Source organism: Leucobacter edaphi, assembly GCF_016522535.1.
In the GTDB taxonomy this organism is placed as follows: domain Bacteria; phylum Actinomycetota; class Actinomycetes; order Actinomycetales; family Microbacteriaceae; genus Leucobacter; species Leucobacter edaphi.
Genome location: NZ_JAEHOI010000011.1, coordinates 291,494 through 306,557 on the forward strand (window position 1 = coordinate 291,494; position 15,064 = coordinate 306,557).

At 67.9% G+C, this 15,064-nt stretch carries 14 protein-coding genes; 4 read left to right on the plus strand and 10 right to left on the minus strand.

Annotated features, from left to right (window positions below; genetic code table 11):
- Positions 1 to 6: 6 nt before the first annotated feature.
- Positions 7 to 2,532, minus strand: a complete 2,526-nt coding sequence (locus JD292_RS11440) for an ATP-dependent Clp protease ATP-binding subunit (RefSeq protein ID WP_200132881.1) — start codon at positions 2,530 to 2,532, stop codon at positions 7 to 9.
- A gap of 178 nt (positions 2,533 to 2,710) precedes the next feature.
- Between JD292_RS11440 and JD292_RS11445 the strand changes: the two genes are divergently transcribed.
- Genes JD292_RS11445 through JD292_RS11455 form a run of 3 tightly spaced genes read left to right on the plus strand, consistent with a single transcriptional unit; the run spans position 2,711 to position 4,231 of the window.
- Positions 2,711 to 3,334, plus strand: coding sequence for a hypothetical protein (locus tag JD292_RS11445; protein WP_200132882.1), 624 nt, complete (start codon positions 2,711 to 2,713; stop codon positions 3,332 to 3,334).
- A 52-nt stretch (positions 3,335 to 3,386) separates the two neighbouring features.
- Positions 3,387 to 4,004 (plus strand): hypothetical protein, encoded by a 618-nt coding sequence (locus tag JD292_RS11450; protein ID WP_200132883.1) that lies wholly within the window; start codon positions 3,387 to 3,389, stop codon positions 4,002 to 4,004.
- On the plus strand, positions 4,001 to 4,231 hold the full coding sequence (locus JD292_RS11455; protein WP_200132884.1) for a helix-turn-helix domain-containing protein: 231 nt from the start codon (positions 4,001 to 4,003) through the stop codon (positions 4,229 to 4,231). The genes JD292_RS11450 and JD292_RS11455 overlap by 4 nt, the downstream gene beginning before the upstream one ends.
- A gap of 33 nt (positions 4,232 to 4,264) precedes the next feature.
- On the opposite strand, the gene JD292_RS11460 is transcribed toward JD292_RS11455, so the two are convergent.
- The 3 genes from JD292_RS11460 to JD292_RS11470 are packed head-to-tail and all read right to left on the minus strand — an operon-like array spanning position 4,265 to position 7,364.
- Positions 4,265 to 4,627 carry a YbjQ family protein gene (locus tag JD292_RS11460; protein WP_200132885.1) on the minus strand — a complete coding sequence of 121 codons (363 nt, stop codon included), beginning with the start codon at positions 4,625 to 4,627 and terminating at the stop codon, positions 4,265 to 4,267.
- Between the two features lie 38 nt (positions 4,628 to 4,665).
- Positions 4,666 to 5,883 (minus strand): serine hydrolase domain-containing protein, encoded by a 1,218-nt coding sequence (locus JD292_RS11465; RefSeq protein ID WP_200132886.1) that lies wholly within the window; start codon positions 5,881 to 5,883, stop codon positions 4,666 to 4,668.
- A gap of 23 nt (positions 5,884 to 5,906) precedes the next feature.
- Complete coding sequence (locus JD292_RS11470; RefSeq protein WP_200132887.1) at positions 5,907 to 7,364, minus strand: biotin carboxylase; 1,458 nt, start codon at positions 7,362 to 7,364, stop codon at positions 5,907 to 5,909.
- Between JD292_RS11470 and JD292_RS11475 the strand changes: the two genes are divergently transcribed.
- Positions 7,363 to 8,115, plus strand: coding sequence for a hypothetical protein (locus JD292_RS11475; RefSeq protein WP_200132888.1), 753 nt, complete (start codon positions 7,363 to 7,365; stop codon positions 8,113 to 8,115). The genes JD292_RS11470 and JD292_RS11475 overlap by 2 nt on opposite strands.
- A 255-nt stretch (positions 8,116 to 8,370) precedes the next feature.
- Here JD292_RS11475 and cls read toward each other — a convergent pair whose 3' ends face one another.
- The 6 genes from cls to JD292_RS11505 form a co-directional block, all read right to left on the minus strand.
- Positions 8,371 to 9,852: a cardiolipin synthase gene (gene cls, locus JD292_RS11480; protein ID WP_200132889.1), complete on the minus strand. Its 1,482-nt coding sequence runs from the start codon at positions 9,850 to 9,852 to the stop codon at positions 8,371 to 8,373.
- A gap of 73 nt (positions 9,853 to 9,925) precedes the next feature.
- Entirely contained in the window at positions 9,926 to 10,105 is a 180-nt protein-coding gene (locus JD292_RS11485; RefSeq protein WP_200132890.1) for a hypothetical protein, read from the minus strand.
- A 99-nt stretch (positions 10,106 to 10,204) separates the two neighbouring features.
- Positions 10,205 to 11,743: a lysine--tRNA ligase gene (gene lysS, locus JD292_RS11490; RefSeq protein ID WP_200132891.1), complete on the minus strand. Its 1,539-nt coding sequence runs from the start codon at positions 11,741 to 11,743 to the stop codon at positions 10,205 to 10,207.
- 72 nt (positions 11,744 to 11,815) lie between these two features.
- A complete protein-coding gene (locus JD292_RS11495) occupies positions 11,816 to 12,565 on the minus strand; it encodes a Rossmann-like and DUF2520 domain-containing protein (RefSeq protein WP_200132892.1) in 750 nt (249 codons plus the stop codon).
- A complete protein-coding gene (locus JD292_RS11500; protein WP_200132893.1) occupies positions 12,562 to 14,547 on the minus strand; it encodes a PH domain-containing protein in 1,986 nt (661 codons plus the stop codon). Before JD292_RS11500 ends, JD292_RS11495 begins: the two co-directional genes overlap by 4 nt.
- Positions 14,544 to 15,062 (minus strand): PH domain-containing protein, encoded by a 519-nt coding sequence (locus tag JD292_RS11505; RefSeq protein ID WP_200132894.1) that lies wholly within the window; start codon positions 15,060 to 15,062, stop codon positions 14,544 to 14,546. Before JD292_RS11505 ends, JD292_RS11500 begins: the two co-directional genes overlap by 4 nt.
- Positions 15,063 to 15,064: the final 2 nt, after the last annotated feature.

Here is a 15,064-nt window from a genome sequence, read left to right on the forward strand (position 1 = left end):
CAGCGACTACTCGGTAGCGCCGGGCGTTGTGGCCGTCGAGGCAACTGCCGCGGCCGCAGCGGCCGAGGTGTCACCGTGAGCCTTCTTCGTGCGGGACTCGGTCTCGAAGGTGAACGCGCCGTCCACGAAGTCGACCTTGACGAGGTCGCCCGCGAGGAGTTCCGCGCTGAGGATCTTCTCGGAGAGGCGATCCTCGATCTCGCGCTGGATCGCGCGGCGCAGCGGCCGGGCTCCGAGTGCGGGATCGTATCCGAGCTCGGAGAGGCGCTCGCGCGCGGGAACCGAGACCTCGATGTGCATGTCGCGGTCGAGGAGGCGATCCTTCAGCTGCTTCACGAACAGGTCGACGATCTTGAGGATCTCCTCCCTGCTGAGCTGCGGGAACACGATCGTGTCGTCCACGCGGTTCAGGAACTCGGGCTTGAACTGCTTCTTCAGCTCCTCGTTGACCTTGCCCTTCATCGTCTCGTACCCGATCGAGGCATCACCCTCGATCTGGAAGCCGACCGGCCCGCCCGCGATCGCGGACGATCCCAGGTTGGTGGTCATGATGATGACGGTGTTCTTGAAGTCGATGACGCGACCCTGGCCGTCGGTGAGGCGGCCTTCCTCGAGGATCTGCAGCAGCGAGTTGAAGATGTCCGGGTGGGCCTTCTCGATCTCGTCGAACAGCACGACGGAGAACGGCTTGCGGCGCACCTTCTCGGTGAGCTGGCCGCCCTCTTCGAAGCCGACGAACCCCGGAGGGGCGCCGAACAGGCGGGAAACGGTGTGCTTCTCGCCGTACTCGGACATGTCGAGCGAGATCAGGGCGTCCTCGTCGTCGAACAAGAACTCCGCGAGGGCCTTCGCGAGCTCGGTCTTGCCGACGCCCGTGGGGCCGGCGAAGATGAACGAGCCCGAGGGGCGCTTCGGGTCTTTGAGGCCGGCGCGCTGGCGGCGGATCGTCTTCGCGAGGGCCGAGATGGCCTCGTTCTGGCCGATGACGCGCTGGTGCAGGGCCTCCTCCATGAAGCGGAGGCGGCTCGTCTCCTCCTCGGTGAGCTTGAACACGGGGATGCCGGTGGCCTGCGCGAGCACCTCGGCGATGAGTCCCTCATCGACCTCGGCGTTCGTCGCGACGTCGCCGGAGCGCCACTGCTTCTCGAGGCGCAGGCGCTCCGCGATCAGCTTCTTCTCCTCGTCGCGCTTGTTGGCGGCCTTCTCGAAGTCCTGATCCTCGATCGCCTTTTCCTTGTCGGCGCGAACGACCGCGATCTTCTCGTCGAACTCGCGGAGCTCGGGCGGGCTCGACAGGATCGAGAGGCGCAGGCGTGCGCCCGCCTCGTCGATCAGGTCGATCGCCTTGTCCGGCAGGAAGCGGTCCTGCACGTAGCGGTCTGCGAGGTTCACCGCGGCGACGATCGCGCCGTCGGTGATGGACACCTTGTGGTGCGCCTCGTAGCGGTCGCGGAGACCCTTGAGGATGTTGATCGAGTGCGGCAGCGACGGCTCGGCGACCTGGATCGGCTGGAAGCGGCGCTCGAGAGCGGCGTCCTTCTCGAAGTGCTTGCGGTACTCGTCGAGCGTGGTGGCACCGATGGTCTGCAGCTCGCCGCGGGCGAGCATCGGCTTCAGGATGTTCGCCGCGTCGATCGCGCCCTCGGCTGCACCCGCGCCGACGAGGGTGTGGATCTCGTCGATGAAGATGATGATGTCGCCGCGGTTGCGGATCTCCTTGGTGACCTTCTTGAGGCGTTCCTCGAAGTCGCCGCGGTAGCGGCTGCCCGCGATCATGGAGCCGAGGTCGAGGACGTAGACCTGCTTGTCCTTCAGCGTCTCCGGCACCTCGCCCTTGACGATCGCCTGGGCGAGGCCCTCGACGACGGCGGTCTTGCCGACGCCGGGCTCGCCGATCAGGACGGGGTTGTTCTTGGAGCGGCGCGACAGGATCTGCATGACCCGCTCGACCTCTTTCTCGCGCCCGATCACGGGGTCGAGCTTGCCCTCGCGCGCGGCCTGCGTGAGGTTGCGGCCGAACTGGTCGAGCACCTGCGAGCCCTTGGCCTCGCCGCCCGTCTCGGGCGCGCCGACCGTGGCGCTCTCCTTGCCGGCCTGGTAGCCGGAGAGGAGCTGGATCACGGTCTGGCGGACGCGATTGAGGTCGGCGCCGAGCTTCACGAGCACCTGCGCGGCGACGCCCTCACCCTCGCGGATGAGCCCGAGCAGGATGTGCTCGGTGCCGATGTAGTTGTGGCCGAGCTGCAGCGCCTCGCGGAGGCTGAGTTCGAGCACCTTCTTGGCGCGCGGGGTGAACGGAATATGACCGGCCGGCGGCTGCTGCCCCGTGCCGATGATGTCGGTCACCTGCGCGCGGACGGCATCGAGCGAAATATCCAGCTGCTCGAGTGCCTTTGCTGCGACGCCTTCGCCCTCGTGGATCAGCCCGAGCAGGATGTGCTCGGTGCCGATGTAGTTGTGGTTGAGCATCTTCGCCTCTTCCTGGGCGAGGACGACAACGCGACGGGCGCGGTCGGTGAATCTTTCGAACATCTCTAACCTCCCTGACGGATCGCGGAACTGTCGGGATCCGCCGATGGGTCCAGGCTACGGGGTGAATCCGCATCGTGGGGGGCTGTTCGCCAGGGGCGTTACGGCGGGTTGACACGAGCGTGCCGGTGCGTCACTATTATCGACAAACGATATTAACGATGATCGATAAGGAGTGATCATGAGCACCACGAATCCGAACGTCTCCGGCGTCACGATGGGCGATCGCGCCTGGATCCGGTTCTTCATCATCGCGGCGACGATTCTTGTCCTGGTCAATGCCGCGTTCTCGGGATTCCGAGTGGCAAAGCTCCTCGGGCCGGGCCCTTACCCCGTGGACATCAACCTTCCCCGTCCGGCCGTCAATGTGCCAGCGGGAGACTCTGGAAAAACGCTCCTCACTGACGTCACCGCGGGAACGATTCACGTCAGGGAGCTTCCTTTCCTCTCGCACTTCGCCGGGATCGCTGCCCCGATCCTCACCACGCTCACGATCGCGACAACCACGATCCTCCTGACGCTCCTCGCCATCTCAATCTTCCGAGGTCGGATCTTCAGCAAGCGCAACACCCGTCTCGTCGGAGCCGCGGGAGTCACCGCACTCCTGGGCTTTCAGGCCGTGAACCTGGCCGAAGTCATGCTCGCAAACGGAGCGGTCGCCTTGGCAACGGACAGTGAACTCAAGAATCCGGTGTCCACGATCGAACCCTTCGTCTTCATCCTTGCGGGATTCGGGATCGCCGTCATCGTGGCCGCCTTCACGATCGGCGAGCGCCTCCAGCGCGAATCCGAAGGTCTGGTCTAATGGCCGATTCACCGCACCTCACCTGTCCCGACGCGAACCTAGGAGAGCAACCATGAGCACCACGAATCCGAACCGGGTTTCTTCCTGGGATCAGATCGGGATCTGGATTTTTATCGCCGTGGCTGCGCTCCTCGTGGGAGGCAGCGCCTGGCTCTCCGGGATGCGGGTGGCAGATCTCCTCGGCCCCGACCCCTACGACATTCAGGTCGGCCTCATCGGATCCACCGCGAACGTTTCCTCCGGCAGCGACGGGGCCAGCATTCCCGTCTCCCTCGAAACCGCCCGAATCCAGGTCCCCACGCTCCCGACCGCCTCGCTCGTCGCCGGCATCCTCGAACCGATCGTCACGACGCTCACCGTTGCCGGGATCGCGGTGCTCCTCACCCTGCTCGCCTCCTCCATTCTTCGCGGGAGGATCTTCAGCAAGCGCAACACCCTGCTGGTCGTCACGGCCGGCACCATTGCGATGGTCGGCTTCCCCCTGGCTGGCCTCTTCCAGACGATGCTCGCGAACGGCGCCCTCGCCGTCGCAACTCACGGCGCGCTCGACAACTCCCCCATCACCTTCAGCCCAACGCCGATCATCCTGATCGCGTTCGCCGTCGGGGTCTTCGGGACCGCCTTCACGATCGGCGAGCGCCTGCAGCGCGAAACCGAGGGCCTCGTATGACTCCCGCGGAACCCGAGGAGGGCCACGCGATCCACTGCCGCCTCGACGAGCTCCTCGCGGATCGCGGCATGACCCTGACACAGTTGAGCGCCGCGGTCGGGGTGAGCATCGTGAACCTGTCGGTCCTGAAGAACGATCGCGCGAAGGCGATCCGCTTCTCGACGCTCACCGCGATCTGCGCGGCGCTCGACTGCGAGGTGGGGGAACTCCTGGTCGTCGCGCGCTGACCGGCGCGCGGCCCGGATCCGCCGGGTGATTGGCTACTGCGCGGGGCCGGTCGGCTGCGACGGCGCGGCCGCGCCGCCCTCGACGGGCTCGACCACGACGGCCGTACCGTAGGCGCAGAACTCGGTGAAGTTGCCGATCGATCCGGAATCGAAACGCATCGCCACGACCGCGTTCGCGCCCCTCCCCTGCGCCTCGGCCCACATCCGGTTCATGACCTCCCAGCGCGACTCGTAGATGACCTTCGTGTACTCCGGCATCTCGCCGCCGCCGAGGGAGCGGAATCCCGCCGTGAAGTTCTGGCCGAAGTTCGCCGAGCGGACCGTGAGGCCCATCACCTCGCCGAGCACCTGCGTGATGCGGTACCCCGGGATTTCATTGGTCGTCACAACGAACATCTGCGTTCTCCCTCTGTTTGGATCAGGTATTTCGAAGCCTAGACCTCGCCGCGGTAGAGCGCGCCCGAAATCGTCTCGAATGCACGAACCGTCCAGAAAAGTTTCTCGGCGTTCTGCGGGGTCGGCCAGCTCGACAGCTTCACGCCGACGACGCCCGTCACCCGGTTCATGTAGATCATCTGCCCGTGGATCCCCAGCGCGAGCATCACATCGCCGCTCTCCCCCGGGAACCAGAATCCGTTGCGGTACATCCCGCCGGGCATGAGCGTCGGCTCGACGGCGTTCGCGAACGCGGCGCGCGAGTCCGGTCCGCCCGCGAACGTGTCCTCGACCAGCCACTCCGGGATCACCTGCGTGCCGTCGAGCGCCTTGCCGCCCGAGACGAACAGCGATCCGAAGCGGGCGAGATCGCGGAGCGCTGCTGAGCAGCCGCCGTCGAACATGCCAGCCCCGACCGAGTCGATGCCGACGTTCGCGTCGAACTCCGCGCCCATCGGCTGCCACAGCCGCTCCGACATGATGTCGGCCGCGTGCCGGCCCGTCGCCCCACCGATCACGAATCCGAGCGCGTCCGTTTCGCAGGACTTGTAGTCGAAGGCGCCGCCGTGCGGGCCGTCGGCGTGGAGCGTCGCGAGGAAGCCGAGCAGTGTGTCGGGCACCTCGGGGTGCCGCTTCGGCGCCCACCCGATCGCCTCCTCGAGCAGGCGCACCTCCGCCGACTCGTTGAGATACTCCTCCGAGAAGTGCACGCCCGTGCGCATGTCCACCAGGTTCCGCACGGTGGCGCCGTCGTAGCCCGACCCCACGAGGCCGGGAACATAGTCCGTGACCAGGCGATCCAGCTCGAGTTCGCCGCTCGCCGCCAGGAGTCCGGCCGTCGTTGCCGTGAGCGACTTCGACACCGACATCAGCAGGTGCGCGGTCTGCGGCAGCATCGCGCCGAAGTACCGCTCGCCGAGGATCTCGCCGCCGCGGACGATCATCCAACCGTCCGTGTTCGTCTGCGCAACAACCTCGGCGAGGGTCGCCGAGCGATCCTCCCAGGGATGCGGGATCTGCATCGCATCGAGGTCGAGGGGGCGCACCCCGAACTCGGTCGTGCGCGGTCCGTGCGGGATCACGTGGACGGGGAGGAAAGCCGAGATGTTCTGCATCGACCACTGCAGATAGGGGTCGAACTGCCACTGGTCGAGCGGCGGAGCCTGCTGCGCGTATCCCTGATCAGCGGGCATTCCGTAGTCGCTCTCAAGTGTCATCTGGCCATCCTCCCACGCCACGTTCAGTTCCCCTTCGACGGCACGGCCTTCGAGGGGAACCCGTCGACCGCTTCCTCTCCGTCCGAAACTTTCACGGGGGTGACGCGGTACATACCGCGGATCGCGTCGATCAGGTACTTCGCGTGCAGGGACAGTCCGCCGTGACCGGCCTCGAGGTGCGCCTTCGTGACGAGGATCCCGAGATCCGCGCCCTTCCAGCGGTAGTCGCCCTCCTGGTAGATCCGCAGGAAGAAGGCCTCGTTATCGTTCGTGAGCAGGTGCCAGTCGAGATCGCCGTGACTGTAGACGAGGTTGCCGAAGTGGTCGATAACGTACCGGCCGGTCTTCGGGGCCACGTCGATGCGCTCCACGGTGTCCGCGGTGTGCTTGATCACCATGTTGCTCCACTCGTCCTCGGAGGCGAGTTCCTCCCAGCGGCGGTTGATCTCGTCGACGTCGATCTCGAAGTCGATGCCCGAGTACTCGAGGAGGTGGAAGGCGAACAGCGGCACGTCGGCGTAGGCGCCCGCCGTCACGTTCGTGACCGCCGAAGCCCCGCTCACGCGCGGGTTCAGCTCGCCGAGGTAGACGTCGCCCGTGTCCGTGTCGAGGAGCACGTCGACCTCGAAGAAGCCGCGGTACCCCTCCTTCGAGAGCCGATCCCCGAGCCGGCGCACCAGCTTGATCGCCTCGTGCCTGCTGTCGTCGTCCAGCACCATCGGGAACATTTCGTTGCCGGCCCAGCCGCCGCGGTACGGGGTGAGCTCGGTGTGGCCGGTGATCTCCGTCATGCACGGGCCGACCACGGTGCCGTGCCGGGTGAGCACCGCCTCGATCGCGATCGGGCGGTTGTTGATCCGCTTCATGATCTTGATCTCGACGCCCGTGATCTCATCCTTGATCACCGCGAACTCCGCCTCGCTCGTCACGAAGTAGGTCGTCTTCCCCGAGTCGCCGTAGGCGGTCTGGATGACGAGGTCCTGGCCGAGACCGGCCTTGTCGGTCTGCTTCTCCAGGTCGTCCCAGTCCTCGACCGTGGTCAGGATGTTCGGGACGCTCGGCACACCAACGGAGTCGGCGATCTGCGTGGTCACGATCTTCGAGTCGAGCCGCTCGCGGAGCGCGTGGCTGGGCAGGATCAGCTCGTAGTCGAGCTCGTCGCAGATCCGCTCGGTCTCCTCGTTGAAGAACACCATCACGATCTTCGGCCGGGTTCCCGGCGGGGTGCGGCGTTCGATATGTGCCCGGACCTCGTGGTTTCGGAGCAGCCAGTTGTTCACGGACTCGCCGCTGTCGAACTCGACGTACGGCTTCTCCGACGGCGTGAACACGCGCGGGTGGGTGCCGTCCCAGCTGTCGTAGTACGTGATGTACGAGAAACCACGCACCCAGCGGTCGAGCCCGAGCAGATTGAACGCGGTCGCGCCCACGAAGAACACGGGCGTCTCGTCGGTGCGCATGTAGTGCCGGATCTCGGACATGTTCTTCAGCTTCGTGAAGCCGCTGCGCCCGATCGAGGCCGGCCCCGTGTTCGGGGCTTTCCGTGCGCGGCGCGCGGCGCGGCGCGGCTTTTTCGAGGAGCCGCCATCGGCGACGGGCATCGCGCCCGACTTCGCCGGAGCGGAACCCGACTTCGCCGGAGCGGATCCGGACTTCGCCGGGGCCGATCCCGACTTCACCGGGGCCGATCCGAACTCCGCCGGAGCGGAGCCGGCCGGCACACTCGATGCCGCCTGCTTCGTTGCGTCGGGGACCGCCGAGGGGACGGGTGCCGTGCTCGTAACCTCGGCGGGTGCCGGTGCAGGCGCTGGCTGGGCTGCGGTGGTCGGTGAGGCTGCGGTGGTGGCCGCGGACGGGGCTGTGGGCTTCTCCGCCGTCTTGGTGGTCGCGGGCTTCGCGGCGGACTTCGTGGTCGCGGGCTTCGCGGCGGACTGTGCGGCCGCGGTCTTCGCCGACGGCGCCTGCACGGCTGGCTTCCTCGCGGCTGGCTTCCTCGCGGCCGTCGTCTTCGTCGCTGCGGTCGGTGCAGCCGCAGTCTTCGCGGCCGGCTTCTTCGCAGTCGCCGTCTTTGCGGCCGTCTTCGTCGCGGTCGTCTTCGTCGCGGCCGCCCGCGTGGTCGTTGCCTTCGCTGCGGGTTTCTTCGCTGCGGGTTTCTTCGCGGCCGGCTGCTTCGCGGCCGTTTTGGCCGTCGCGGTCGTGGTGTTCTCGGATGCGGACTGGGGAGAGGTCTGACGCGCCATTGCGTTTCCTTCCGTCGGATACGGTGGGGAAACTCTTCCACGTCGCACAGCCAATTCCAAACTGAGCACGCGTGTCTCCGGGTGCCGAGCGCGGCCCCCGAAGCGGTTTCGTGACGAGGAAGCACCGAATCGACGCCCCGCGTCAATGACGACGACGGATTCCGCAGACGAGAGGACCATTTCGCCGCCGAATTCGACAATTTCCGGTTCGGCCAGAAAAACACCCGACCGGGCGCTCTGAGGGGCCCTACTGCAGCGCCGAGGTGAGGCGCGCGAGCCCGTCGAGCAGCTGCGAACGCATCGGCTGCTTGAGCCACTCCTCGAGCGTCAGCTCCCGCGAATTCGCACGGTAGTAATCGGTCACGCCGTCGAGGTCGCGGATGAAGCTCGCGCCGTGCACCACCATCGAGATCTCCATGTTGAGCCCGAAGGAGCGCTGATCCATGTTCGAGGATCCGACCACGGCAACCGTGTCATCGACGGTGAAGTGCTTGGAGTGCAGAATGTACGGCGGGCGATACATCCAGATCTTCACCCCAGCGCGCAGCAGCTCCTCGTAGTAGCTGCGCTGCGCGTGATACACGACGGCCTGATCGCCCGTCTCGGACACGAACAACTCCACGTCGACGCCGCGGCCGGTCGCCGCGCGCAGCGCGTTCATGAGCGAGCCGTCGGGCACGAAATAGGGGCTCGTGATGCTGATCCTGCGCGTGGCCGTGTACATGAGTGCGACGTACACCTGCAGGTTGTTCTCGGTCTCGTAGCCCGGACCGGACGGCACGATCTGGCAGTCGAGATCTCCCGGCTGGTCCGTGCGCGCGAGCCCGTCGAGGAGCCGCGTGAGGTACTCCCCCGTCTCGAGATACCAGTCACCCTGGAACACGGCCTCCAGCCCGAGCACGATCGGGCCCTCCACCCGCACCATCAGGTCCTTCCAGTGGAGACCGCGGCGGATGTTCGAGCGCTTGTTATAGCTGGAGTCGACGAGGTTCTGCGAGCCCATGAAGCCGACCTTGCCGTCGACGACCATGATTTTGCGGTGATTCCGCAGATCCGACCGCTGATACTCGCCACGCCACGGCCGCACCGGCAGCATGTAGGCCCAGTGCGCGCCGATTGCGTCGAGGCTGCGGCGCGTGCGGGCCGCGCCGGGATTGCGCACGGCGGAAATGTGATCCAGGAGTACACGCACGGTGACCCCTCGCCGGACGGCGTCCTCCATGGCGCGGAACACCTCGTCGGTCGTGTCGTCGTGCACGAGAATGTAGAACTCGATGTGCACATAGTGCTCCGCGCGGCGAATCGCCTCGGCCATCTCGGCGAAGGAGGTCTCGTAGTCGATGCAGAGCGACGCCGCGTTGCCCTTCAGCATCGGCTGCGCCCCGAGGGACCGGCCGAGTTTCACGGCGCTGTCAACGCCGATCGGGAGGTCGGAGCCCTTGACGACGAGAGAGCTCTCCTCCCGCTCAGCAATCTGCGCGACGAACTGGTTGATCGCCTCCTGCTTCTGCTCGCGGGAGCGCGGCAGACGCTTGCTCCCGATGATCAGGAACAGCAGCAGACCGGGAATGGGCAGCGCGAAGATCGCCATCAACCAGGCCATCCCCGAGGTCGGGCGGCGGTTGCGCGGCACGACGAACAGGGCAACGATCCGGATCACGTTGTCGACGACGAGGACCGCGATGGCCCACAGCGAGGCCCAGCTGACTCCAGCCAGGTCGAGGTTCATCCGGTGAATTCCTTCCAGCGTCGGCACCTGCTCGCGGGTGCCGGATAGGAATTACTGTACCGGGATGATCGGCTCAGGTGTCCTCGCGCGCGGGAAGCCCGGCTTTCGCCCGCTCCTCCGCCTCGATCTCGCGAAAAATGCGGCGCTCGGTGCGATCCGCTCGGAGGATCAGTCGAATGACCATCCAGAAGAAGAGGCCGATCAGCACCGTCGGGGTCAGCGACCACAGCGCGTTCATCCACCAGTTATCCATGATGCCCCATCCTATCTGCCGACCCTGAGCGCTCCCGGGCCTCGCCCCTGATCGCTCGCGGACCGGCGATCCCCCACGGGATTACCGCCCGAAAAAGAGTTACTTGACGAGCGGAAAGAGGATCGTCTCCCGGATCCCGAGACCCGTGAGCGCCATCAGCAGGCGGTCCATCCCCATGCCCATCCCGCCAGCGGGAGGCATGCCGTGCTCAAGGGCGCGCAGGAACTCCTCGTCCACGCTCATCGCCTCGTCGTCGCCGCGCGCCGCCTCGGCGGCCTGCTGCACGAAGCGCTCCCGCTGCACGACCGGATCGATGAGCTCGGAATAGCCCGTGGCGAGCTCGAAGCCGCGCACATACAGGTCCCACTTCTCGACGACACCGGGGATCGAGCGGTGGTGCCGCGTGAGCGGGCTCGTCTCGACGGGGAAGTCCATCACGAAGGTGGGTCGCGTGAGACCGTCCTTGACGAAGTGCTCCCACAGCTCCTCGACAAGCTTGCCGTGGTTCGGCAGCTTCACCTCGACGCCCTCGGCGTCGGCGATGGCCTGCAGTTCCTCGACGCTCGTCTCGGGCGTGATCTCGCGGCCAGCCGCTTCCGAGAGGGTGCCGTACATCGAGATCCGCGCCCAATCGCCGCCCAGGTCGAAGAGCGTGCCGTCGGCCCACTCCACCACGTGCGTGCCCTCGCGGTCCGTGCCGACGTTCGCGGCGAGCGCCGCGTTCTGCACGAGCGCCTGGGTGAGGTCCGCGATTCCGTTGTAGTCGGTGTAGGACTGGTAGGCCTCGAGCATGGCGAACTCGGGGCTGTGCGTCGAGTCCGCGCCCTCGTTGCGGAAGTTGCGGTTGATCTCGAACACGCGATCCAGACCGCCGACCACGGCGCGCTTCAGGTAGAGCTCCGGCGCGATGCGGAGATAGAGCTCGGTGTCGAACGCGTTCGAGTGCGTGACGAACGGTCGGGCGGATGCGCCGCCGTGCATGGTCTGCAGCATCGGGGTCTCGACCTCGATGAAGTCCTGATCAGCGAACGTCTTGCGGAGGCTCGCCATGGTGCGCGCGCGGGTCACGACGTTGCGGCGCGCCTGCTCGCGCTGGATCAGGTCGAGGTAGCGCTGGCGCACGCGCGTTTCCTCGTTCAGCTCCGCGTACATGTTGGGGAGCGGTGCGAGCGCCTTCGCGGCGACCTGCCACTCCTGCACCATGATCGAGAGCTCGCCGCGGCGGCTCGCAATGACCTCGCCGCTGACGAACAGGTGGTCGCCGAGATCGACGAGCTCCTTGTAGCGCGCGAGCGACTCCTCGCCTACCTCCGCGAGGCTCACCATCGCCTGGATGCGCGTGCCATCGCCGGCCTGCAGCGAGGCGAAGCACAGCTTGCCCGTGTTGCGCTGGAACACGACGCGGCCGGCGACGCCCACGATCGCGCCCGACTCGGCGCCAGGGGTCTCCTCGAGCGAGCCCCACCGGGCGCGAACGCCCTGGATCGTGTCGGTGACCGGGACGACCACCGGGTAGGCGCCCCCACCGAGCGAGGCATCCTCGTTCAGGCGTTCCCGCTTCTCCAGGCGTACCCGCTTCTGCTCGAAGATCTCCTCTTCGCTCGTCGCGGTCGCGTTGTCTGCGGTCTGCTCGCTCATTGTGGCGGGTCCTCCGTGGTTTGGGCGTACCGATCCATCCTACGCCAGGAGCGCCGTCGACCGGGCGTCCGATCAGAGCGGAAGCGCGCCGCTTGGGGGCTCGAAGCCGTCGGTCTCGCCGCCGCCGCGCGAGGCGAGCAGCTCCTCGTCGATGGCCGCGCGAACGATGCCGCCGATCAGCCGGTCCGGACGGTCGACGCCGATCGCGCCGAGAGCTTCGACGCCCTGGCGGACGACGGCGCGCGAGAACTCCGTCGCAGCGGCGACGGCCTCGGCATAGGCGGGACGATCCGCCTCGGAGACGATCTCCGGCTCGGCGCCCATCTCGACGGCGAGGGCCTGCCCGATCGGGAGCACGGGTGCGGGCGCGGTGACCGCGATCGTCGCGCCGGACAGCCTCGCCAGGTCGAGGCTCGTCCCCGTGAACACGATCGCCGGGTGCAGGGCGAGCGGGATCACGCCTGCGGCGAGGGCCGGCGCGAACACGCCGATGCCGTGCTCCGGCGCCGTGTGGATCGCGAGCTGGCCCGGCTGCCAGGCCCCGAGCTTCGCGAGGCCGGAAACGAGCCCGGGCAGCTGGTCACCCGGCACGGCCATGAGCACGAGCTCGGCCCGCCGCACCACCTCCTCCGGCTCGAGAATCGGGACGCCAGGGAGCATCGCCTCGGCGCGCTCGCGCGATTCCTCCCCGATCGCCGAGATCGCGACGACCGCGTGCCCCGCACCAGCGAGCGCGCGGGCGAGCACGGGCCCGACCCTGCCGGCGCCGATCACCCCGACGCCGAGGCGCGAGGCCGCGGCACCGGAGTCCGCGGGGGTCACTGCTCCCGCTCCGGTCGCGGAGCGGAGTCCGTGTTCAGATCAAGGGTCGCGGCCGGATCAGGCGCAGAGACACGATCCGCGCCCCGCGGGCGGCGCAGTGGCGCGCCAGGGGCAGCGTCGACAGCGGGCGTCTCGTCGACGGTAGGCGCCACATCGACCGTAGGCGCCACATGGACCGTAGGCGCAGCGTCGGCGGGAAGCGCCTCACCGACGGGAAGGGCCTCACCGGCGGCAGGCGCCTCGTCGGTGACGCGCGCGGCGACCACCGCGGCGCGCCCCTCGGCCTCGGCGCCCTGCACCGCGAGAACCGTGCGGCTCAGGGCGTCGAACTCGCGCTGGGCATCAGCGAGCGCGATCCCGCGCATCTCCATCCGCACCGGGCCGAGCAGCGTGTGGGCCGCGAGAGAGGCGAGCCCGAGGGCGCGGTGCACGAGCGGACGCCGGAGCTGGATCGACTGGGCCCGGAGGATGGGCATGACCGAGAGCGAGCGCGTCAGGAAGCCGCGGCGCACGAGGAGGGTCGCGCTCTGCAGCTCGGGATCGGCGATCCGGAGCCCCGCGCGACGGCGGCCCCACCAGAGCACCCAGCCGGCACCGGGTCCTGCTCCCAGATACCCCGCGGGATGCGAGCCGGAAAGTCCATCCCTGAGGGCCGATCGGCCCGTCGACTCGTTTCCCGCCCCGGGAAGCAGCGCGTCGATCACCCGCACCACGTCGTCCTCGCGTCCGACCGGGAGCACCACGTTCTGCACGTTGTTCTGCCCGCCCTGCGCGACCGAGTGTCCGGCCGTTGTGATCCGCAGCTTCCACCACCCGAATGGGCGCCAGAACAGGGGTTGCCGCGCCTCAACAGCGTGAATTCGTCCGTACGGAATCGACTCGGTCGTCGTCGAGGTGAGCCCGGCTCCGATGCGCACCGCATCGCGGCCGCGGGAGATCGCGAAGTTGAATCCCTTGTTGAACTGGCCGATCAGGATACCCGCGAACACGAGCACGAGCGGCACGAGCGACACCATCATGCCGAGCGCCATCGATGACGCGAACCGGACGAGGCCCTCCCCGTTCTCCGAGAGCGCGCGAAGCAGCCCGGCGAGGCCGCCGACGAGCACCAGCGCCAGCAGGCCGATCGCGATCAGGGATTCCCAACTCAGCAGGATGCTCCCGATGAGGCGCCCGACGGGCACGCGCACGAGCGAGCCCTCGGCCGCCGAGGCCGGATCGATGTCGGCATCGACGAAGTCCCGCGCGCACTCGGTCAGTCGGTCCGCAGGAACGCCGTAGGAGACGCCGGTGAAATCAGTGGGCCCCTCGGCCGCGAATCCTGCTGCGGCGCCGGCCGGAGCGACCGGGAGCCCGGTTGCCGGATCGGTCGTCGCGGACAGCTGCGGCTCCGCCGCGCCTCCCTCGAAGGACTCCGCGTCTCCGCCGCGCTTCCGCGCCGCCGCGCCGAGGATCTGCTCGCGCACGAGCTTCGCGTCCCGGTGGCCGAGGTAGGCCAGCTCCACCTTGCCGCCCTGGCCGGCCGTCACGATGTCGATCTTCGTCAGGCCGAGCGCTCGTGCCAGCAGCGAGCGCTGGAGATTGACGCTCTGAATCCGCTCGAGGGGCGCGCGGCGATGCTGCCTGAACAGCACGCCCGTGCGCGCCTCTACCGCCTCCCCGGTAATCCGGTAGGTGTGGAAACGCCAGGCCACCCACGAGAACAGCACGATGAGCAGGATCACGCCGAGCGCGATCCCGATCGCCGGGAGCGCCCAGCCGCGATTCATGATCTCGCTGATCGGATCGCCCTCTTCGACGGAACTCGTCATCCCCCCGTCGATCCGGTCGGTGACGAAGATCCGGACGAGCCAGTCGCGGGCGTTCGCGACGATCACACCGGCGATCACGATCAGGGCGAGGCCGCCGCGCAGGAGCGGCGACAGCGGGTGAAGGCGGCGCCAGCCGCCGGCGTCGGCCGTGCCAGGCAGGCGATCCGTCACAGCCCGGACCGCCGGGTCTCCGCGAGCTTCACGAGCCGGTCCCGCAACGCCTCGGCCTCTTCGGCCCGGAGGCCGGGGAGCTGGACGCCAGTCGCCGCGGACGCGGTCACGAACTTCAGCGTCGCGAGACCGAGCGCGCGCAGGATCGGGCCGCGCGTCACGTCGACGAGCTGCAGGCGCCCGTAGGGCACCGCGATCACGCGCTCGAACATGATCCCGCGGCGGAACAGGAGATCGTCTTCGCGCAGGATGTAGCCGATGGCGCGCACCCGACGGAACGCGAGCAGCGCGTTGATCAGCAGGATCACCGCCACCGCCGGGACGATGATCTTGACCGCGATCGGGGCGTCCTCTACCACCGCGAGGAGGAAGTAGGAGGCGACGCCGGCCGCGGCGACGACGATGAGGTTCGGGACGAGATCGGCCCAGGCGTAGGCGTTCGAGACGCGCTGCCACTCGGTGGCGCCGTTGGGCCAGTGCTCGCCGGCTGTGGTGTCGGGGGTCTGCTCGGTCATCA

Bases quoted from the DNA above. Each gene is read 5' to 3' on its own strand.
- JD292_RS11440 (WP_200132881.1), bottom strand. From the start codon at position 2,532: ATGTTCGAAAGATTCACCGACCGCGCCCGTCGCGTTGTCGTCCTCGCC.
- JD292_RS11445 (WP_200132882.1), top strand. From the start codon at position 2,711: ATGAGCACCACGAATCCGAACGTCTCCGGCGTCACGATGGGCGATCGC.
- JD292_RS11450 (WP_200132883.1), top strand. From the start codon at position 3,387: ATGAGCACCACGAATCCGAACCGGGTTTCTTCCTGGGATCAGATCGGG.
- JD292_RS11455 (WP_200132884.1), top strand. From the start codon at position 4,001: ATGACTCCCGCGGAACCCGAGGAGGGCCACGCGATCCACTGCCGCCTC.
- JD292_RS11460 (WP_200132885.1), bottom strand. From the start codon at position 4,627: ATGTTCGTTGTGACGACCAATGAAATCCCGGGGTACCGCATCACGCAG.
- JD292_RS11465 (WP_200132886.1), bottom strand. From the start codon at position 5,883: ATGACACTTGAGAGCGACTACGGAATGCCCGCTGATCAGGGATACGCG.
- JD292_RS11475 (WP_200132888.1), top strand. From the start codon at position 7,363: ATGTTCTTCAGCTTCGTGAAGCCGCTGCGCCCGATCGAGGCCGGCCCC.
- JD292_RS11470 (WP_200132887.1), bottom strand. From the start codon at position 7,364: ATGTCCGAGATCCGGCACTACATGCGCACCGACGAGACGCCCGTGTTC.
- cls (WP_200132889.1), bottom strand. From the start codon at position 9,852: ATGAACCTCGACCTGGCTGGAGTCAGCTGGGCCTCGCTGTGGGCCATC.
- JD292_RS11485 (WP_200132890.1), bottom strand. From the start codon at position 10,105: ATGGATAACTGGTGGATGAACGCGCTGTGGTCGCTGACCCCGACGGTG.
- lysS (WP_200132891.1), bottom strand. From the start codon at position 11,743: ATGAGCGAGCAGACCGCAGACAACGCGACCGCGACGAGCGAAGAGGAG.
- JD292_RS11505 (WP_200132894.1), bottom strand. From the start codon at position 15,062: ATGACCGAGCAGACCCCCGACACCACAGCCGGCGAGCACTGGCCCAAC.